Genomic DNA, 18384 nt, shown 5'->3' with positions numbered 1-18384 from the left:
AAATCAAGCATACCATCCGCTTAACTTAAACATGACCACTGAAGTCGACTAATACGATGCCAAGCTTCAGCAACACGGCCTCCGATATTAAACGTGAGGTCATTTTTATCGTTAACCCCTTTAGATCCGTCGATCTCCATAACATAGATCAAATAATAATCAATTAACGTCTAAAGCTTTAGCTTACCTCCAGCATAGGGCGTATGGTGAAACCAAAGGGATTGCACAGGCGTGTCTGTTTTATTTGTTTTCGCAGCACGATTCATAGTAAACCTAACAGGAGAAAGCGATGAAATGTAACGTAGGTAAGACAGATCGAATAGCCAGAATCATAGCAGGCGCCATCGTTCTTGCACTAGGCGTCTATTTTCATTCATGGTGGGGCTTGATCGGTGTAGTTCTCATTGGCACAGGCATCTTTAAAATTTGCCCAGCTTATTTGCCTTTTGGCGTTTCCACCTGCGAAAAAGAAAAGTAGCTCGGCTTTAAAGCGCCTGCACTAAAAATCAAAACCGACATCAGATAACACTGAGAGTCGGTTTTTTGGTTTTGGCCCTGATATGTTTATCAGCACTCATAAGATTAAAGTAAAAAACGAGAGCACACTCATTGCGTACAAAAGTAAGTACACGTACAATTATAAGTACTTTTTTTAAGGAGTCCCCCAATGGATACACTAAGTTATTCAGCATTTAGAACAAACCTTGCTAGTACGCTTGATAAAGTGAATGATGACCACAAACCCGTGCTCATTACTCGTCAGGGCGGGAAACCGGCTGTACTTATTAGTTTAGAAGACTTTCAAGCCTACGAAGAAACGGCCTATTTAATGGCAAGTCCAAAAAACGCCTCTCGTTTAAACGAAGCTATTATCGAAGTGGAAGCAGGCAAAACACAGATAAGGGAACTGATTGAGGAATGATATTATCTTGGGCTGAAAATGCATGGGATGATTATCTTTATTGGCAAAAAAAAGATAAGAAGACACTCAAACGCGTTAATACATTAATCAAAGACATCACCCGCCAGCCGTTTGATGGGCTTGGTGATCCAGAGCCACTAAAACACAACTGGTCGGGATACTGGTCACGTCGTATAGATAGAGAACATCGATTGGTTTATAAAGTCGATGACAACACCCTATACATAGTGCAGTGCCGTTATCATTATTAATCTGAACAACTACCGACTTAACGCTAGGACGCCTAAAAATGCCAGAAAATATCTCTATAAGTTGGTCAGATAAACTAAAATTTAATGGCGAGTCTTTTCCTAGAGATACATTAAACCGTGCCAAATACGCCGAGTTTTTAACCCAGCTTCTCGTGGGACAAGGTTACGACACAACTAGAGAATCAGGCGATGAAAAGCGTAATTATGTGCTCAACCTGAACTCCGAATGGGGTTCTGGCAAAACCTATTTTCTAAAACGTTGGTCGCATGATCTTAAAGCGTACTTTCCCACTGTTTATATAGATGCATGGCAACAAGACTATTCTGACGATCCGTTGATGACGGCGATTTCGTCCATCGTCAAACAGCTTAGAGAACAGGCGAATATGCCTGAAGATAGTCCTGAATTTCAATTGCCTAAAAAGCTGATAGGCCTTCTTAAAGCAGCTGCTCCCGGAATACTCAGAAGCTTTTCTAAAAAGCACCTCGATTTTGATGTAATCACCTTTTTCACTTCAAACGAAGATGGTTCGACAGCTAATACTGATGCAAACTCCATTGATCTAAGTGACGCTGCTGCTGAAGCAGTGAAATATCTAATAGATGAACATGATTCCAAATCCAAGGCCATTGACGATTTAAAGAAGTCTGTCGCTCAATGGGTCGAAAATGTTGTTCTCCATAAGGAGCTCACATACCCAGCTTTTATCTTTATTGATGAATTAGATCGCTGTCGCCCTAGCTATGCGGTCGAAATGCTCGAAACCATCAAGCATATCTTTGATATCAAAGGCATTGTCTTTGTTGTCGCGACGGATACCGAGCAACTTCAACATGCAGTAAAAGCCATTTATGGGGAAGGCTTCAATGCTCATCTTTATCTTGGCCGCTTTTTTAATAGCCGATTTAGTCTCAAAGCACCAGATCTAAAAAGCTTTTTGGAAGTGCATACCGATATTAGCAAATTATCAGGCGAGTACTTCACAAAGAAGGGAATTCAAATCCTGCCACCAAACGAAGATGCAAGCGTTACCCTAAGCAATATTTCAGTGATTCTCGGCGCATTTAAAATGCTACCGAGAACAGCGATTCAGATTGCGGATCGAATTGTGGCAACCATTTCCAATATGCCTAAAGGCTCCAAGATTGATATTTTAATGCTAACAATTTTGCTGTGCTTTTATGAAGAAAATAATGAGTTATTTCATAAAATAACTTCAGGTAAGTTAGAGTACAGAGATGATAAAGGTAAAGACCTTGGCCTTTCTGGCTATCTAGAAATGCGGTTTGATAGTTGCGAGTCAATAATTGAAATGCATACTAATCCCAAAGAGGATATCACCACAATATCACCTAACAATCGAACACCTAGTCCTAATTACTGGGACTACGATACTTATACAATTTTATTTAAGGAGTACCTCAAAGAATGTTTTATAGAACACTTCGGTAAAAAAACTTATAGCATTTATGAATTAGATGAAAACTCAGACGGGGAAACTTCTCCCATAACAAGATTATTCAGCCAAATGATCAGAGGGAATTTATCAGATGTAGAAAAAGGTTTACTCTGGTTTAAAATATTGCGTTGTCATTACGAAGTTGACTCTATAACATCAGAGCAATACAAGGACTACGTAGAGCTTGCTTCTGCATTAGAGCTAATAGAGGAGGGTTCCACAAATGACTAACAAACACATCGGATCTTCCTTTGATGATTTCTTAGAAGAGGAAGGCATACTGGCTGAAACCAATGCAATCGCTATAAAACGAGTAGTGGCATGGCAGATTCAGCAAAAAATTGAGCACGAGCATTTATCTAAAACTGAGATGGCAAAGTTAATGAAAACAAGCCGTTCTGGATTGGAGAGGCTACTTGACCCAAACAATACTTCCATCACGCTGCATACCTTGGATAATGCCGCGAAAGCGTTAGGTAAAAAGCTCAAGTTAGAGCTAATTTAGAAGTAAGGACAACCTTAGGACGATGATGAAAGTCTCATTTTTAGCCGATCAAAAACACTTTATTCCCACTATTGCTCAGTGGTATTTCAGTGAATGGGGGTATTTAATGCCGCCAGGCAAGTCCGTTGTCGATGTTGAGAACAAGGTCTCCACCATGGCGCAAAGCAGGCAAGCGTTTCCTCTAACGTTTGTACTGCATGATAAAGAGACTCTGCTCGCGGTGGCAGAATTAAAGTTTCACGAGCATTCTAGCTACCCAGACTACCAACACTGGCTTGGAGGGGTATATGTTCCACCAGCGGAACGAGGTAAGGGCTACTCGTCCGTTATTTTAACCCACGCGTTTGCTCATGCGAAAACGCAGGGGATTCCTTCTCTTTACCTGCAATGCGAACAACACAATACGGCCCTGTATTTAAAGCACGAATTTGCAGTGTTACACACAATACAGGACAAAGGGGTCGATAAGGCCATTATGGTGCGCACCTTCTAAAGCCTCGCTTTAGGCGACCTGAAATTTTATTTGCCCAGTTTCGCTAGCATCTCAGGTTTCATAAATTTGTGGATCACCACCATGAATAAAATAGAGGGTACCAGCAGGATCAGAGCAGTAATCGAGGCAATTTGATAGTTACCTTCCATACTTGCACTGTAGAGAAGAAGTGGCAGCGTCGTGATGTCTGGCGCCCCCACAAAGAAAGTGCCGGTAAACTCGTCCAACGACTCTAAGAACACAAAAATACAACTCGCCATAATCCCCGGTGCCGCTTGAGGCAGCACGATATGAAAAAACGTATAAAACGGTCCTGCGCCCAAGTTACGTGAGGCCCGCTCCAACAAGGGATCTGTTGCTGAAAACGCCGCCACACTGATCCAAACGGAAAACATTAAGCCGTGAACACTGTGAACCAATACCACGCCCAATAACGTGCCATTTAAACCAAAGCCATAGAAAAGACGGGCAATGTTCATGTACACGGTTAAGTTCGGGAAGGCTTGAGGGATCAAAAATAACAACATCCAAAAAACACGCAATGGCATGCTGCGCTTCGATAAGGCATAACCCGCCGGAACAGATACCAATAAACACACCCCAACGGTCAATACGGCAATCAGCAGGCTGGTTAACAGGGAGCCAGACACATCGCTGTAAGGGTTAAAGACCTGATGCCAATATTTGAATCCCCATTGAGTCGGTAGGGCATGGGGGAAGTACCAGACCTCGGTGACGGTCCAAATCAATAAGTTGATAATAGGGCCAAACAATAACAAAGAAAAAATCAGAATAAACAGCATTTGTAACCAAAAGCTACTTGCAAACGGCAGACGTTTTAACCGCTTTAATACTATGTTATTAGAGACACTTTGCGCCACCATCATGCTGCGGCTCCTTTGTCTTTTAGACTTTGACGTAGATAAAACCAGGCCAGCCCCGCACAAATCAGGTAAGACACCAAGCCCAAGGCATTCGCCACATGATAATCTCCGTAAGAGTCCACTCGGAAGGCCATATCCGCGCTGATCATGGTTGGTGTACCCGTACCAATCATCATGGGCACTGACAAAACAGACATCATGGTGACGGTCGATAAGACCAGCGCTACCCCTAGAGAAGGGGCGATTTGCGGTAAAATGATGCCAAATAAAATACGCAACCGTGATGCCCCCAAATTACGTGCCGCTCGAATTTGCGCGTCATCCAACGCCGCCATGGCACCAGAAATTAATAACGTCGAAAAAGCCAACTGCTTCCACACAAAGGTGATAATAATGCCACTCCAACCCAAAAAAGAGATGGTATCCATGGGCGTCATCAATCCTGAGGCCACAAACGCGTTATTCATTAAGCCATTTTTGGCCAAAAAGGTACGCATCATTTGCGCGGCCACAATAAAAGGGATAAACAAAGGCAGTCGGTATAAAAAACCCAATATGCCCTCCACCGAACGAAAGGGCGACAGGGTAATCAATGCCGCAATGCTAATCGATAAAATAGCCAATAACGTCACGGACACCAGCACAATAATGACGGTAAACAGCATATCCTTTGAGTACAGTTCGAACGCCTTATCCAAGTGGCTTAAAGTTAGCGCTCCATCTAAAGTCACTGCTGAATAAAGCGAAAAGCACAAAGGGTATAAGAAGAAAAGACTCACCATGAGAGCGGCGGGGGCAATGAGCCAAAGTTTCTGCGCTTCTTTTTGTTGCATAAGATAAAACCTGTGTCTCTCAATCGATGGAGTTCAAATCAATAGCAAGCGAGTCACATCTTGCTCGCTTGCTATGTTAGTCATGCTAACCGTATTAATTTGACACTTGGCGCTCATAACCCTCTTTGATGTCATCAAAATACTGGGCAATAGGGAAACTTTTGCCATATTTCGATAAATCTTTGGGGGTAATTTCGGCAAACAATTTGTTCCAAGTCGCCTTATCCAGCTTACTTTTCACGTATTTCGCATCAATCCCTGGGTACCAATTAAAGCGCTTCACAATGCCCTGTGCTTGCACTTCTGGGCTGGTCGCCAGTTCAATAAATTGACGCGCCAATTCGGGATGAGCCGCTTTTTTGGGAATCACATAATACATAGGTTGGCCAGGCATACCGGGGGCAATCAAACTCAGCTTCATCGAAGGGGGAATTTTGCCTTGAGCTTTCCAGCTATAGAACATATCGACCCAAACGGGGCCCATGAAAATCTCTCCGCGATTGAGCATATCTAACGTCCCAGCATTGCCCGGCGTGAAGGTAACGTTTTTGTTGAACGCTTTAAGCTTTGCAAACGCACGCTTCCAATTGGCCTCATTCGCCTTATTGTAAGGTTCGCTCGATAAGGTTTTGGCATTGGTACCGTAGGCGTAAATCCAACCTGTCACAAAACTCACTCCTGACATGCCATTTTTAATGCCGTTATAACCAAACGCCTTTGGATGCTGTTGCGTCCAGGTCACCAGCTGGTTGTAAGAGGTCGGCGGGTGCTTCACAAAATCACTGTTGTAGGCAATGGCTGTTTGGCTGTGAAACATCGGCATAACATAGCCATTAACGTTGGTTCCTAGGGCATTTTTAGCACTGTCACGAGACACTAATTTGCCAGTGTCGATCTGTGAACGATACTTCGCAAGCAGGTCATCTTTGACCATTTCGCCACCCATTTTTTGATGGACAACGGCGACATCAATGTCCCATGTTGGCTGGTTACTGTCTTTTTGAGCCGACAGTTTTTCATATATTTTCTGTGATCCTGCATCACCAGGGCCTGTACCAATGACGTTGATTGTCACCCCCGGATGCGTCGCCTCGAATTTTGGCGCTAGATAGGTTTTGACATAATCCACCATATTTTGGCTACCAGCAGAGGCAACATTTAATACGGTTTCCCCGTGGGCGGCACTGATCACTGAAGTAAGACCGATGGCGGCAAACACGGTAATGCTAGTTCTAGTAAACATGATTATCCCTCATGGATTAGACTGATACGGCGTTAGAGAGTGGCGCGTTGCTTGCTTCGCTTGGATGATCGAAGATATGCAGCGCATGAGCAGGAACATGTAGTCTGACGGAGGTTGCTTCAGGCAAATTATCTTGGTAATTCGCCTGAAAAGTGTGCGCTCCGCAACGCACACTAATTCGGTAATCATGACCTAAAAACGCACTGTGCATGACCTCCCCTAGGATCATTAGCCCGCTTATTTTGTCATCATCGGTGAGACGAGGGGACAGCGATACATCCTCGCTGCGAAAGTAGATTTGGCACTGTCTCTGTTGGGATACGTCAGTATGAGAAATAGTAATCGCCGATGAATCCCCCACCATTGATGGATAAATGGGCCAAGTCAGATGATTGTCCGCCCCCATAAAATCCGCCACAAAGGCGCTAGCAGGGGCATGGTAAATCGCTTCAGGTGTCCCCACTTGCTCAATACTGCCTTGGTTCAAAATAGCGACTCGATCTGCCATCACTAAGGCTTCTTCTTGGTCATGGGTGACAATCAGTGAAGTAAAGCCTAGTTGTTTTTGTAAGGCCTTGATTTCATGGCGAACCGCCAGCCTGACTTTGGCATCCAGATTGGATAGAGGCTCGTCCAATACCAGCACATCAGGACGAATCGCTAATGCTCGGGCGAGCGCCACTCGCTGACGTTGTCCACCGGAGAGCGCCGTCACTTTCTCTTCTTCTAAGCCCGTTAATTTGACAACATCGAGTAACGCTTTGACCCGTGTTTGGATCTCTTTCTGTTTGATCTTTTGTACCTTTAAGCCATACCCGATATTTTGCGCCACGGTCATATGCGGCCAAAGTGCATAGCTTTGAAACACCATGGTGATATTGCGTTTTTCTGCAGGCAGGTGACTGATCGTCCGTTGTCCTACAAAAATATCGCCCTGTTTTATTGGCAAAAAGCCACACAATGCGTTTAACAATGTCGTCTTACCGCAACCTGATGGGCCAAGTAGCGCCATCATCTCGCCTTGCTCTACCGTCAAGCTGATGTTGTTTAATATCCGCTTATTACCGTAGCCAACTTGCAGGTTATCGATATGCAAACGCGTCATACTTCACTCCAAAGTGTGCCAATACGTGGTCGCTTTACAAGAATGAACACGTGTTCACTGTTTTGTAAAAAAAATGCAATCTCTAAGCGACATTATTGATGCCTACTTTGTCGGAACTTTGTGACATTTTAATTAAGTTAAAAAGACAGTATGGTGAGCAGAAATGAAAATCGACGTAATCGGTTGCGGTAGTGCCTTTTCCAAAATCCATAATACCTCTTCCGTGCGGATTGAGGATAAGCATAAAAACCAATGGCTTATCGACTGTGGACCAACGGTGCCAAGGGCCCTGTGGCAACGCCATACTGATATAAATGCCATTCAAGCCATTTATTTCACTCATATCCACCCTGATCATTGCTCTGGTTTGGCGGCCCTAATCAATCAGTGGAAAAGTATGCAGCGTACACAAGCACTGGATATTTTTTGTCAAAAAGAACAACAGGAGCCGTTGGAATCCCTAGTCGCGCTCGCAGTCTGGCCGGAGCGCCATGTTTGTTTTGAGATCCGTTGGCACGAGATTGAAGAAGACTTCCAGTGGCGTCATTGGTCGATAAAAACCGCCCTGACGCAACACGAAATGGCGAATCGAGCCATTCGCTTAACCATCGATGACAGACACTTTTTCTACAGTGGAGATGGTCGAGCTACCCCTGAGAGTGAAGCATTGATGCTCAATACAGATTTGGCGTTTCAAGAATGTGCGGCTTTTCATTCATTGCCAAAAGAGGCATCCCATGGGGATTTACCGGATTGTTTGCGCTTATTAGCACGATCCAATCTAAAAAAGTTGGGCCTGTACCACTGCTTTGATGAAGCATTACCCCAGATTCGCCAGAGCATCACCAACGAGCCACGATTATTTCTGAGTCAGGATGGGCAAACATTCGATTTAACCTAGGGTAACGCATCCCGTTTACTGGCTAGCAATGCCTTGATTTTATTCACTCATACAGCCCTGAAAGGATCATCATGTCCGAGAAAAGACATCAAACCGTCACCGCACAAGACGTTGCCAACAAAGCCGGCGTTTCTAGAGCGGCGGTCTCCCGCACATTAACGAACAATGGCAGCGTGTCAAAAGCAACACGAGAAAAAGTACAAAAGGCCGCTGAAGAATTAGGCTACCAAGTTAACTTTCTTGCTCAAGGCCTGAACCGCAAGCGCAGCCAGTTAATCGGCGTCGTCGTGGCCCATTTAAGCGATCCCTTCCGTAGCAGCCTATTGGAAGGCCTGTTAACGGAAATTCAACAGCAAGGCTATCAAGCCTTAGTCACTGAGGTAACAAGCCAGCAAGATTTAACCGAAACCATTCGTCGATTTACACAGTTTCGGGTGTCTGGCGTCATCGTCACATCCGGCCAACCCCCGGTTAATTTAATCAAAGAATGCGTTCAGCATAATATTCCCGTGGTGGGCATTAATCGTCATATGGCTCTCCCTGAAGTCGATTTTGTTTGTTCGGATAACACCATGGGAGCCACGCTAGCGGCCGACCAACTGATTCGCTCTGGTTGTCAGACCATTGGCTGGCTGAACTATAAACATTCCACTTGGTCCGGCGTGAGTCGAGGCAATGCCTTTCGTCAGACCATTGACGATCGACGTTTACAGCAAAACAAACCTCTTTGTTTACTCTCTATTGAAGCCCCTGAAGAGGGCTACCAAGGTGGACGAATCGCGGCCCACAGAATCTTTCAATCGGGGCAAACCATCGACGGCCTCTTTTGTGCCAACGCACAGCTGGCCTGTGGTTATTTAGATGGCATGCGCGAACAGGGTCTAGACGCTCCCCATGACTTCCACTTAATTGGTTTTGACGATACGCCTCTTACGGCTCAATACAGTTATCAATTAACCACCATTTCCCAAAACATCAAGGAGACCGCGCTAAGAGCACTCTCGTGCTTAGAAGCCAGAGGACGCGACGCAACCAAAGCACAGCAGCTAGAGAGAATCCCCGTGCAACTGATCGTAAGAAAAACCTCCCCAAGCATAGCGAAAACAAACGGATAACATGTTACAAGCAAACAAGATGATGTTTCTAACCAATGGCACGCAGTAGAACAAAACCATTATTTTGTCCTACTCCTCGCGCCATTCGAGAATAATCTCTATCGGCTTACCTCAGTTAACTTGATATCGTAAGGGCTGACCGCTTCAGGACGATAGCATTTACCATCTTTCTCATCCCAGTCCACGTCGTTTAATGTGATCGCGGTCACTTGTGGCGATTCATAAAAACGAATACAGAACACGCCATTGGTTAAGTCTTTGCTAACCACCCACTGAGTATAATCTTCTCCAGCCCCTTCATTTTGAGGCTCGACTACTAGGCCTTTAGGAATGTCCACAGTATTCATAATATGAAACCCTATATTCAGTGCTTCATTCGAATCTTTCCCTTGGTTCACAAAACCCGACGTGAAAGCTGTCTTAATAAATCGGCTCGGTGGGGTTGGATCTCCAGGAAGCCCTTTTAAGCCAGATCCATTGCCCGTTGATGTAAAATCATAGCCCTGCAACGTCGCGCTTTTAACATTCTCTCGTTGAAGATTCACATAGTTTCGTAGATTACTCATATGAAAAGGAAACTCTGGCGAATTGGTGCAGGTATGTACTGGGTTATTGTATATACGAACTTTTCCATCGATGAATTCAATGACAATACTATGGCCTGTTTTGTCGTGAAGAGGGAAATGAATAGGGTAAATCCCTGAAGGCCCACTTCTATCCAATTCTTGGTAACTAATCGGCGTGACTTGCACTTGAGGCTGGAAGTAAATGGAGTCTCTGTATTCAAAAAAAGTGTTTAGCGGACTCTCTTCATCCACTATTTTTCCCATCGCTAACACCACTTCGTTGCAGTTGGAAAAACTACTTAGCACCCACTGCAAAAAATCAAGATTACTAATGGTATTGGCAGGGTTGGTACTTTTGGGGTACTCGCTTTCAGGCAACCACAAGGCACCTCCAGACAACCCCTCGGTATTAATACCATCAGATACGCAGTCTAAACCTAACGCATTGACGCCCACATAACTGTATTTGCCAGTCCAAATAAATTGCGCTCGACTAGGTCTATTTTCGTTTAAAAATCGATAACCCGCTTTCCTAAAAAAAATATTTGACCGCAAATCTTCGGCAAACTCCATGGTTCGCCCATTGATGAAAGCGCCATCTTTCGCACTTATTGTAAAATCAGTACACATTGTCACACTCTCCAGAATATTTTACATGCCATCCACTAGGCCATAATCCAGAAAGAGTTATATAGAAACATCAAGCAAAATGGTATTACACGGCATTACACAAAGAGTATGAGGAGCGATACGGCTTTCCAAACCACTTGCTAATTATCCGGCTTCTACTTACCACGGGGAGAAGAAGACAGGAAAGAACAAATATTGTGCAAATAAAGTGAGTAGTACTTCATTTTCTCCATAGTTAAGGTTAGTGTTCTAATAATATTACCCTGCCAAGAGAAAAGGAGTTCGCAATGCAGCAGATGATACTGCCTTCCACACCGATCACCCCTGAAAACTACCATAACTTCATGGAAAAAGGCACCTTCGACGCCTTTAAGCAAAAAAATGGCCTCACAACCGATATCATCCCAGGCAACCGACTCTACCTGTCCACAGGAATGTGCAAGGGCCCTGCTATCTCCCATACCGATCTAAAAATGCTAGGACCGGAACAAAGTAAAAAGATTAAAACGATGATCGACACTTATGGTGAAGATGTGACAATGGCGATGGCTGAAGTCTTCTCAACCGCAGAGGCAAAAGTTTCTGAGGTTACTATGAAAGTTGATACAAACAAAGCGTCAACAATAAATAGTGTTGCTGGTGCTGTAACGGCCGTAGCATCAAATAAAAAAAATGCCATCATACAAGGAATAGAAGAAGTCCGAGAACTCGTTGAAAAGTACTATAAAGGCCTAAAAGAAAATTGGCTAGGGCCTCGGGGTGAGTATCTAGGGAAGTTACGCATACAAGAAAAAATTAAAAACGTCAACGATATATTTCATAAAGAACTCAAAATACAGATCAGCAAAAGAAGGCAGGTAAAACTTAAGCAGCTAACAGCTGCTGAACTCTCTATCAATAACATGCAGAATTTTAAGCATCTCTCTAGTTTTGGAGTTCAAAGTAGAAGAGAGTTGAAGAGTTTAGCTATTATGACTAAATTCCTGCGATTCACTAATCAAGGAATTATTTTTTTAGACTTTGGAATTCGCTTTATCAGTGTTTATCAAGATTATAAGAATGGTAGAAATGTTGGTCGAAGTGTTGCTAAAAATGCTGCGGGGTTTGTTGCTGGCTCTTATTTAGTGGGAGCTGCATTTCGAACTTTAGCCGGTTTAGCGACTGCGGCAGGCTCAGCAGAAGCGGTAGCAGCAGGCGGATTAGCGGTAGCTGGAGGTATTGTATTAAGTGGCCCTATATTGGTTTTGTCTTTGGCTGTTGGGGCATACGCCCTTTATCATATTTCTGGTGATTTTGTAACATTTTCTGAAAACGGAAGTGGTTGGCTATATGATATGGTTAATAAGGTTTTCGATTTCTGATATATAGAAAAGCGATTAGGGAGGAAATATGCCTTTTACACTAAACATAGATAACACCATGAATATATTGGCTTGCTTCATGCTTTTATTTATTTTATTATCTATTATAGCAACATTTTTTTATTACTTGAAAGTCGTTCGAAAAGTTGACAGAATAATACTTTCTCATGGAATCGATAGAGATCAATTTGATCAAGGATATTTGCGTTTTACTTATTATAAAAAAGCCGTTTTCAAGCCTGATTTTTTTACAGAAAGAAGAAAGTTTTATATATTTGACCCCAAAATTCTTGAGGGAAAAATAACTCCTTTTGATAAAAAGGTTATGAAATGGCACACATACCTTACTAGATGCGCTTATTTTTTTATAGGAATTTCAGTAATTGCTATACAGCTTAAAAAAGCTTTTTAAGCTTGAAAACGATATTTTTTTAATAAAATTATTGTATTGAAACCAACATATTAAGCAACATTTTAACCCTATAATTAATTATAGTAGTTAGGATCAGAATTCTGCCTTTTACTCTAACAAATTCAGATATAGTAGGTATTTTTGGTTTTGTGGCATTTTTATGCTTACTATTTTCTATTATAATGACCATTATTTATTATTTTAAGGTCGTAAAAAAAATTGACAATGTATTATACAACAATGGTATAGACATAAATAATTTCGACCTCTTCTACGCTCGGTTTATTTTATACAAAAAATCGGTATTTCAACCAGACTTTATTGAAAAAAGAAAAAATATGTTTGACCCTAAACTTCTATCTGGAATAATCACATCTTGTGATAAAAAAATCATGAAATGGCACAGTTACTTTTACAGATCCTCTTATGTTCTGTTTGCAATAGCTCTTATAGTAAAAGAGTTAATCATACCTTAATAAATACACTAACACTTATAATGACCCTGTCATTATTCTTAACGTCTATTTTAACTGTTGTTTATTATTTTAAGATAGTAAGAAAATAGATACCATATTGGCATCACATGGTGTTGACAAGGATGATTTTGACATAACTTGGGGGCGTTTAAGCTCTACAAAAGAGCCATTTTAACTCCAGATTTTTTTGATAAGGATGAGCTAAAAGAGAGGTTATTTGACCCAGAATTATTTCTAAAAAAAATCACACCTATAGATAGAAAAATAATAAAAACAAGAGACTTTTTTTCGACCTCTTTTATTGTTACCCTTATATTTTTAATTATCTATGATAGCTTTATTAAGTAAAAAGTATGATTAAGAGAGGGTTTAAGGTTATGCAATCTCATAACGACTCAGCATCATCGATTATTTTTATTTTTTTAGTCTTATCCAATTTAGCCCTTTTAGGACTTTCTCTTCTTACTTATAGATTAAAAACTGTTAGAAAAATAGACAATTTTTTATTATCTAAAGGAATAAATAAGGATAGATTTGATGGTTTATGGGGTAGATATACATTTTATGCTTGGGCTATTTTCCATCCCAGAAGCTTTAAAAAGATCTTTGTAGAAAAAAACAATAAAAAAAATTTCTTTGATCCATACTCTTTGAAATCGATAGTAACCAAGTCAGATAAAGTTATTATCATATTGCTACTTTCTTCTTTTTTAATGTTTTTAACATCAGTTTCAATATGAAATCATTTTAATTTTCAAACGATTAGAATGTAGTATTTTTACAGACCCAAAAAAACCATCATATCCGTTAGTAGAGGCATTATTTTTACTTCTGTAACATTAAAGGACTTAATAGTCAGAAAAAATCTACGACTCTATCAATAACGCTTGCGATTTATGAAATTCAAAAGTCAATAGGAAAGATACATGTCTTTTTCACTTAATATAGAAAATACAGTAAGTATTCTGGTAGGCTTTATGGTTTTATCTATTATTCTATATTATATAGTCACACTTATTTATTACTTAAAAGTTGTTAAAAAACTAGATAAAGTAATACTTTCTCATGGTATAGACAAGGATCAATTTGATTTATTTTATCGTCGTTTCAACTATTATAAAAAAGCAGTTTTTAATCCTAGTTTTTTTACAGAGAAGAAAAAAGTCTATATATTTGACCCTAAAATACTTGAAGGAAGAACAACAAAATCTGATAAAAAAATCATGAAACTTCATACTTTTTTTTATCGAGTAGCCCTTATTTTTGTAGCACTTTTAGTAATTTTTAGCTCATTTACATGATTTAAAAACGCTGTAGGATATTAAAATATATAACGTTAGCCTCCTTTTTCTTAATTGTTTTTACAGATAATATAAACGAATAGTTAGGCCCCATTAAAAACGTACTGAGTACACTCCACAAACGCATTGATTGCGCTGGAAGGGCTGTCTTTGCGGGACACTAGATAGGTGGGGGCATTGGCAATATCTGGCTCGACGGTACGGAAGGTTAAGCCTTCGGTTTGGTGTAGCGCTAGCAGCGAACGCGGTACCATGCCAATGCCCATTCCGGCAATCACACAGCTGATCATGGTGTAGTAGCTGGGAATCTCGATAATGCGCTCGCAGGTTCTCTCGTGACGCTTTAGCCACTTCTCTAAACGATCACGATATGAGCAGCCTTTGTTATAGCCCACCATGGTGAGGGCCTCTGGCAAGGTTTCCAGTTCATCCCAAGCGGCAGGCATGATCAATACCAACTCTTCTTCAAAGCAATAAGTACAGGATAATCTGGGGTCGTCCGGCGGATCAGAGCTCATCACCACATCCAACGTCCCTTCTAACACGCGCTCAATTAAAGGCATGGAAGCGGCGGTCATCAGCTCAATTTGCACCGCTGGGTAGGCATCATGATAGTAGGTTAGAATGCGAGGCAAACGTGATGCGGCACTGCTTTCCATGGATCCCAAACGTAATAATCCAGACGGTTCCGCTTGGGTTAATTCCGCAATGGCGCTTTTTTGTAGTTGTAAAATTTTATCGGCGTAGTCCAATAATCTCAAACCAGCAGACGTGACGGAAAGTCGGTTATTCTCTCGCAAAAACAAGTCTACATTCAGTTCGCTTTCCAATTTTTTTAGCCGTGCTGTGACATTGGACGGCACCCGATGAAGCGCTTGTGCTGCACGAGTAACGCCTTTGTGTTCGACCACCGCTTTGAAAACCAAAAGATCTGAAATATCCATTTAGCAACTCTTTCATTTTTAGTGAATGACTTGTTCTTGATTATTCATTATTAATGAACACCCCGTCACTTTATACTGTCTAAAACTTAAAGGAAAGAGGGTATATTATGCAAAATTCGACAATGGAAACCTCCTCCTTGCCAATCAAAGGGCTAGCGTATGCACTAGCAGCGGTGGCAATTTGGACAGGTTTTATTTTGGTTTCTAAAGCAGGAGCACTCGGTTCATTGGCGCTGCCCGATATGATGATAGTGCGTTTTGGCACGGCCTTCATTTTGTTTTCGCCTTTTATCTGGCAGCACCGTCAGACCATTTCGCAATGGCGTATGTTTGTTCTGGGCAGTATTGGTGGTTTAGGCTATGCCTTGTTCGTTTATAATGGTTTTCAGCATGCACCGGCGACACATGCGGCGTTACTTTTACCCGGTTTAATGCCAATTATGATTGCGGTATTTGCCTATTTCTTAGCGAATGAACGCCATTCGGCAGCGTCTTGGATCGGTATCCTAGTAAGCAGTTTAGGGATCCTCGCCCTATTAATAGAGACCATGCTGTCAGGCGCACCCTATTGGCTAGGCGATATTAGCTTTGTGATTGCCTGTGTTTTTTGGGGTATTTTCACGGTATTGCTACGCCGTTGGAAGTTTGCCCCTTGGCACGCGACACTGGGTATTATTACGGTGACGACCATACTATTTACGCCCGTGTATGTGTTTTTCTTACCACACCATTTAGGCAATGCCTCTTGGCAAATGCTCGGTATCCAGGCTTTTTACCAAGGGATTATGGCGACGGTAGTGCAGATGATTTTTTATGGTCGTGCCGTACATATCATCGGTGCCACTAAGATGGGCAGTTTGATGGCATTGGTGCCAGTGTTTGCCAGCGTACTGGCTGTCCCTCTATTTGGTGAGCACTGGACCAGCGGCTTAACCATTGCGCTGGTATTCATCCTCGTCGGAACTTTGATTGGTTATATTAATTTTCCTAAACGCTGCAAATTGCGCAATAAGGAAAACGAAAAATTAGCTCTAAAAAGTTGATGCTTAGCGAATCAAAGGACAAAAAAACCGCCTTAGCGAAGGTCGCTAAGGCGGTTTTTTTGTGATGATAAAGAAGCCTTAAGACATCTTTTTCACAAACTGAGATTTCAGCATCATGTCACCACCGCCATCCAACTTACAGTCGATGTCATGGTCACCGTCGACTAGACGTTTGATGGTCGCTTTGGTGCCGATTTTAAGCACTTGAGACGAGCCTTTTACTTTTAGATCTTTTGCCAAGGTCACTTTGTCACCTTCTTGTAGCAGATTGCCACCCGCATCTTTGATAATAAGCGCGTCCTCATCCACAACCTCTTCATTCGGGTTCCATTCGTGGGCGCACTCTGGACAAATCAGCATGGCTTGATCTTCATAGACGTAAGAAGAATTACATTGTGGGCAATTAGGAAGACTCATCGTTTTATCACAACCTTTGACGTTAACAGAAATAATGCCGCCTATTATAACCGCATTTTCACTATGGTTTTTGCTCACCAATAAAAAATAATCTATTTTTTGCACACACTAGGTATTTTGAATAGGCAGAGCAATCTGAATTATTGGTTAAAACGTACTAAACTTGTGCAGTAAGACAACGAAGCAGGAGCGTACGATGAAAGTAGGCGTAGTTTGGTTTGGGGATGATTTACGTTGTTCGGATCAAAGCATGTTGTGGAAAGCCGCGCAAGAAATGGACTATCTCGTCTGTTTGTATTGCGATGAGCCCCATCAACGTCGCCCTAGCCGTTATTCGACACAAGGTATGTCAGCCATTCGTCGAGGCTTTTTAGTGCAAGGCCTCAATGATCTGGCTATAAAATTAGGTGCTATCGGACAAACTTTGTTTGTCAGCACCATGGATGCCGTCACCAGCTTGGGCCTACTATTTGACACAGTACCTATCTCCCACTTATATCGTAACCACCATGGTGGTTGGGATGAGCAACAGTCTCTCAATCGTATTGCGAAACTCTACCCTGATGTCCGTTCTCATATCGATCATGGTTTAAGTTTATTTTCACCCTCACAACTCCCTTTTGCCGGCTCAAAATTACCAGACACCTTCACACAGTTTCGCCACTTGGTCGAAGAGATCGTGGTCTCTCCTCCGCTTCCAACACCAAGAGCGCTTCCTCCGGTTCCCCATTTTGATATGCCGTTAATTCGCCCTTGGCAAATTGAGCACGTCGAAAGTAGTGGAGCATTTACCGGGGGAGAATACGCCGCCGTGAGTCAGCTAAGCGACTATTTTTCGACAACACTACCAAGCCACTATAAAGAAGTGCGTAATTCGTTGGATGGCTGGGAAAACTCCACTAAGTTCTCCCCTTGGTTAGCGCAAGGTAGTTTATCCCCTCATCAAATTAAGGCCAGTATCGATGTGTATGAACGGGATCATGGGGCGAACGAGTCGACCTACTGGATTTATTTCGAGTTGCTGTGGCGTGAATATTTCCATTGGTATGCAACCTGTTATGGCAAGCAACTGTTTTTACCAGGCGGCCTATCTGGCAAACAGACTCACGGCAGTTATTATGCGGAACGATTCCGTAAATGGTGTCAGGGCAACACCCCTTACCCACTGGTTAATGCTTGCATGAAACAACTTAATCAAACGGGCTATATCAGCAATCGTGGCCGGCAACTGGCCGCCAGTTGCCTAATCAATGAGTTAGGTGTCGATTGGCGCTACGGTGCCGCTTATTTTGAAGAACAATTGATTGATTATAGCGTTGGGGCAAACTGGGGAAATTGGCAATACATTGCAGGAGTTGGTGCTGATCCAAGGGGCGGACGTCACTTTAATTTAGCAAAACAAACCGAGCAATACGATCCAAACCATCATTTTATAAACAAATGGCAAGGTCACCGTTTTGATGAACTATTAGATTCCGTCGATGCGGCCGACTGGCCCATTTATCGTAGAATGTCTTAGCGC

21 protein-coding genes are annotated in these 18384 nt (G+C 42.3%); 14 read left to right on the top strand and 7 right to left on the bottom strand.

All coding sequences use genetic code 11. The annotated features are described in order from the left end of the window. Positions 1 to 289 precede the first annotated feature (289 nt). The 6 genes from AC0VYI_RS00895 (at position 290) to AC0VYI_RS00870 (ending at position 3631) form a co-directional block, all read left to right on the top strand. Complete coding sequence (locus AC0VYI_RS00895; protein WP_475446652.1) at positions 290 to 478, top strand: YgaP family membrane protein; 189 nt, start codon at positions 290 to 292, stop codon at positions 476 to 478. A gap of 189 nt (positions 479 to 667) precedes the next feature. Next, on the top strand, positions 668 to 922 hold the full coding sequence (locus AC0VYI_RS00890; RefSeq protein ID WP_475446650.1) for a type II toxin-antitoxin system Phd/YefM family antitoxin: 255 nt from the start codon (positions 668 to 670) through the stop codon (positions 920 to 922). Then, positions 919 to 1173: a Txe/YoeB family addiction module toxin gene (locus AC0VYI_RS00885; RefSeq protein WP_475446648.1), complete on the top strand. Its 255-nt coding sequence runs from the start codon at positions 919 to 921 to the stop codon at positions 1171 to 1173. The genes AC0VYI_RS00890 and AC0VYI_RS00885 overlap by 4 nt, the downstream gene beginning before the upstream one ends. Before the next feature lie 38 nt (positions 1174 to 1211). Next, positions 1212 to 2864 carry a KAP family P-loop NTPase fold protein gene (locus AC0VYI_RS00880; protein WP_475446646.1) on the top strand — a complete coding sequence of 551 codons (1653 nt, stop codon included), beginning with the start codon at positions 1212 to 1214 and terminating at the stop codon, positions 2862 to 2864. Continuing rightward, positions 2857 to 3138: an XRE family transcriptional regulator gene (locus AC0VYI_RS00875; protein ID WP_475446645.1), complete on the top strand. Its 282-nt coding sequence runs from the start codon at positions 2857 to 2859 to the stop codon at positions 3136 to 3138. The genes AC0VYI_RS00880 and AC0VYI_RS00875 overlap by 8 nt, the downstream gene beginning before the upstream one ends. Positions 3139 to 3160: 22 nt before the next feature. After that, positions 3161 to 3631, top strand: coding sequence for a GNAT family N-acetyltransferase (locus AC0VYI_RS00870; RefSeq protein WP_475446644.1), 471 nt, complete (start codon positions 3161 to 3163; stop codon positions 3629 to 3631). 26 nt (positions 3632 to 3657) lie between these two features. On the opposite strand, the gene AC0VYI_RS00865 is transcribed toward AC0VYI_RS00870, so the two are convergent. From AC0VYI_RS00865 to AC0VYI_RS00850, 4 genes are all read right to left on the bottom strand, one after another. Next, positions 3658 to 4518 carry an ABC transporter permease gene (locus AC0VYI_RS00865; protein WP_067345059.1) on the bottom strand — a complete coding sequence of 287 codons (861 nt, stop codon included), beginning with the start codon at positions 4516 to 4518 and terminating at the stop codon, positions 3658 to 3660. After that, positions 4515 to 5348: an ABC transporter permease gene (locus tag AC0VYI_RS00860; protein ID WP_475446641.1), complete on the bottom strand. Its 834-nt coding sequence runs from the start codon at positions 5346 to 5348 to the stop codon at positions 4515 to 4517. Before AC0VYI_RS00860 ends, AC0VYI_RS00865 begins: the two co-directional genes overlap by 4 nt. A 94-nt stretch (positions 5349 to 5442) precedes the next feature. After that, positions 5443 to 6591, bottom strand: a complete 1149-nt coding sequence (locus AC0VYI_RS00855) for an ABC transporter substrate-binding protein (protein WP_475446640.1) — start codon at positions 6589 to 6591, stop codon at positions 5443 to 5445. A 16-nt stretch (positions 6592 to 6607) separates the two neighbouring features. Beyond that, entirely contained in the window at positions 6608 to 7696 is a 1089-nt protein-coding gene (locus tag AC0VYI_RS00850; RefSeq protein ID WP_475446638.1) for an ABC transporter ATP-binding protein, read from the bottom strand. Between the two features lie 163 nt (positions 7697 to 7859). Between AC0VYI_RS00850 and AC0VYI_RS00845 the strand changes: the two genes are divergently transcribed. Both AC0VYI_RS00845 and AC0VYI_RS00840 read left to right on the top strand, forming a co-directional pair. Beyond that, the gene (locus AC0VYI_RS00845) at positions 7860 to 8597 is read left to right on the top strand and encodes an MBL fold metallo-hydrolase (protein ID WP_475446637.1); all 738 of its coding nucleotides are present in this window, start codon (positions 7860 to 7862) and stop codon (positions 8595 to 8597) included. Between the two features lie 71 nt (positions 8598 to 8668). Beyond that, positions 8669 to 9712 carry a LacI family DNA-binding transcriptional regulator gene (locus tag AC0VYI_RS00840; RefSeq protein WP_475446635.1) on the top strand — a complete coding sequence of 348 codons (1044 nt, stop codon included), beginning with the start codon at positions 8669 to 8671 and terminating at the stop codon, positions 9710 to 9712. 98 nt (positions 9713 to 9810) lie between these two features. Here AC0VYI_RS00840 and AC0VYI_RS00835 read toward each other — a convergent pair whose 3' ends face one another. Beyond that, positions 9811 to 10908 carry a linear amide C-N hydrolase gene (locus AC0VYI_RS00835; RefSeq protein ID WP_475446633.1) on the bottom strand — a complete coding sequence of 366 codons (1098 nt, stop codon included), beginning with the start codon at positions 10906 to 10908 and terminating at the stop codon, positions 9811 to 9813. A gap of 287 nt (positions 10909 to 11195) precedes the next feature. On the opposite strand from AC0VYI_RS00835, the gene AC0VYI_RS00830 reads away from it, so the two are divergent. From AC0VYI_RS00830 to AC0VYI_RS00815, 4 genes are all read left to right on the top strand, one after another. Beyond that, complete coding sequence (locus tag AC0VYI_RS00830; protein ID WP_475446631.1) at positions 11196 to 12269, top strand: hypothetical protein; 1074 nt, start codon at positions 11196 to 11198, stop codon at positions 12267 to 12269. Positions 12270 to 12297: 28 nt separating this feature from the next. Continuing rightward, the gene (locus tag AC0VYI_RS00825; protein ID WP_475446629.1) at positions 12298 to 12681 is read left to right on the top strand and encodes a hypothetical protein; all 384 of its coding nucleotides are present in this window, start codon (positions 12298 to 12300) and stop codon (positions 12679 to 12681) included. Positions 12682 to 13534: 853 nt separating this feature from the next. Further along, entirely contained in the window at positions 13535 to 13897 is a 363-nt protein-coding gene (locus AC0VYI_RS00820) for a hypothetical protein (RefSeq protein ID WP_475446628.1), read from the top strand. 186 nt (positions 13898 to 14083) lie between these two features. After that, positions 14084 to 14458, top strand: coding sequence for a hypothetical protein (locus tag AC0VYI_RS00815; RefSeq protein ID WP_475446626.1), 375 nt, complete (start codon positions 14084 to 14086; stop codon positions 14456 to 14458). Between the two features lie 83 nt (positions 14459 to 14541). Here AC0VYI_RS00815 and AC0VYI_RS00810 read toward each other — a convergent pair whose 3' ends face one another. Beyond that, a complete protein-coding gene (locus AC0VYI_RS00810; protein WP_475446624.1) occupies positions 14542 to 15402 on the bottom strand; it encodes a LysR substrate-binding domain-containing protein in 861 nt (286 codons plus the stop codon). A gap of 107 nt (positions 15403 to 15509) precedes the next feature. On the opposite strand from AC0VYI_RS00810, the gene AC0VYI_RS00805 reads away from it, so the two are divergent. Beyond that, entirely contained in the window at positions 15510 to 16445 is a 936-nt protein-coding gene (locus tag AC0VYI_RS00805) for a DMT family transporter (protein ID WP_475446622.1), read from the top strand. A gap of 78 nt (positions 16446 to 16523) precedes the next feature. Here the strand turns inward: AC0VYI_RS00805 and AC0VYI_RS00800 are convergent, their stop codons facing one another. Continuing rightward, positions 16524 to 16862 carry a zinc ribbon domain-containing protein YjdM gene (locus tag AC0VYI_RS00800; RefSeq protein ID WP_199475616.1) on the bottom strand — a complete coding sequence of 113 codons (339 nt, stop codon included), beginning with the start codon at positions 16860 to 16862 and terminating at the stop codon, positions 16524 to 16526. A gap of 196 nt (positions 16863 to 17058) precedes the next feature. On the opposite strand from AC0VYI_RS00800, the gene AC0VYI_RS00795 reads away from it, so the two are divergent. Then, positions 17059 to 18381: a DASH family cryptochrome gene (locus tag AC0VYI_RS00795; RefSeq protein WP_475446621.1), complete on the top strand. Its 1323-nt coding sequence runs from the start codon at positions 17059 to 17061 to the stop codon at positions 18379 to 18381. Positions 18382 to 18384 lie beyond the last annotated feature (3 nt).

It is taken from the genome of Marinomonas sp. 63XJN7_9_ISO-PGPR-S23-217 (assembly GCF_056173515.1).
Note: the sequence above shows the minus strand (reverse complement) of the source record. Positions and strands in the feature narration are given on the sequence as shown.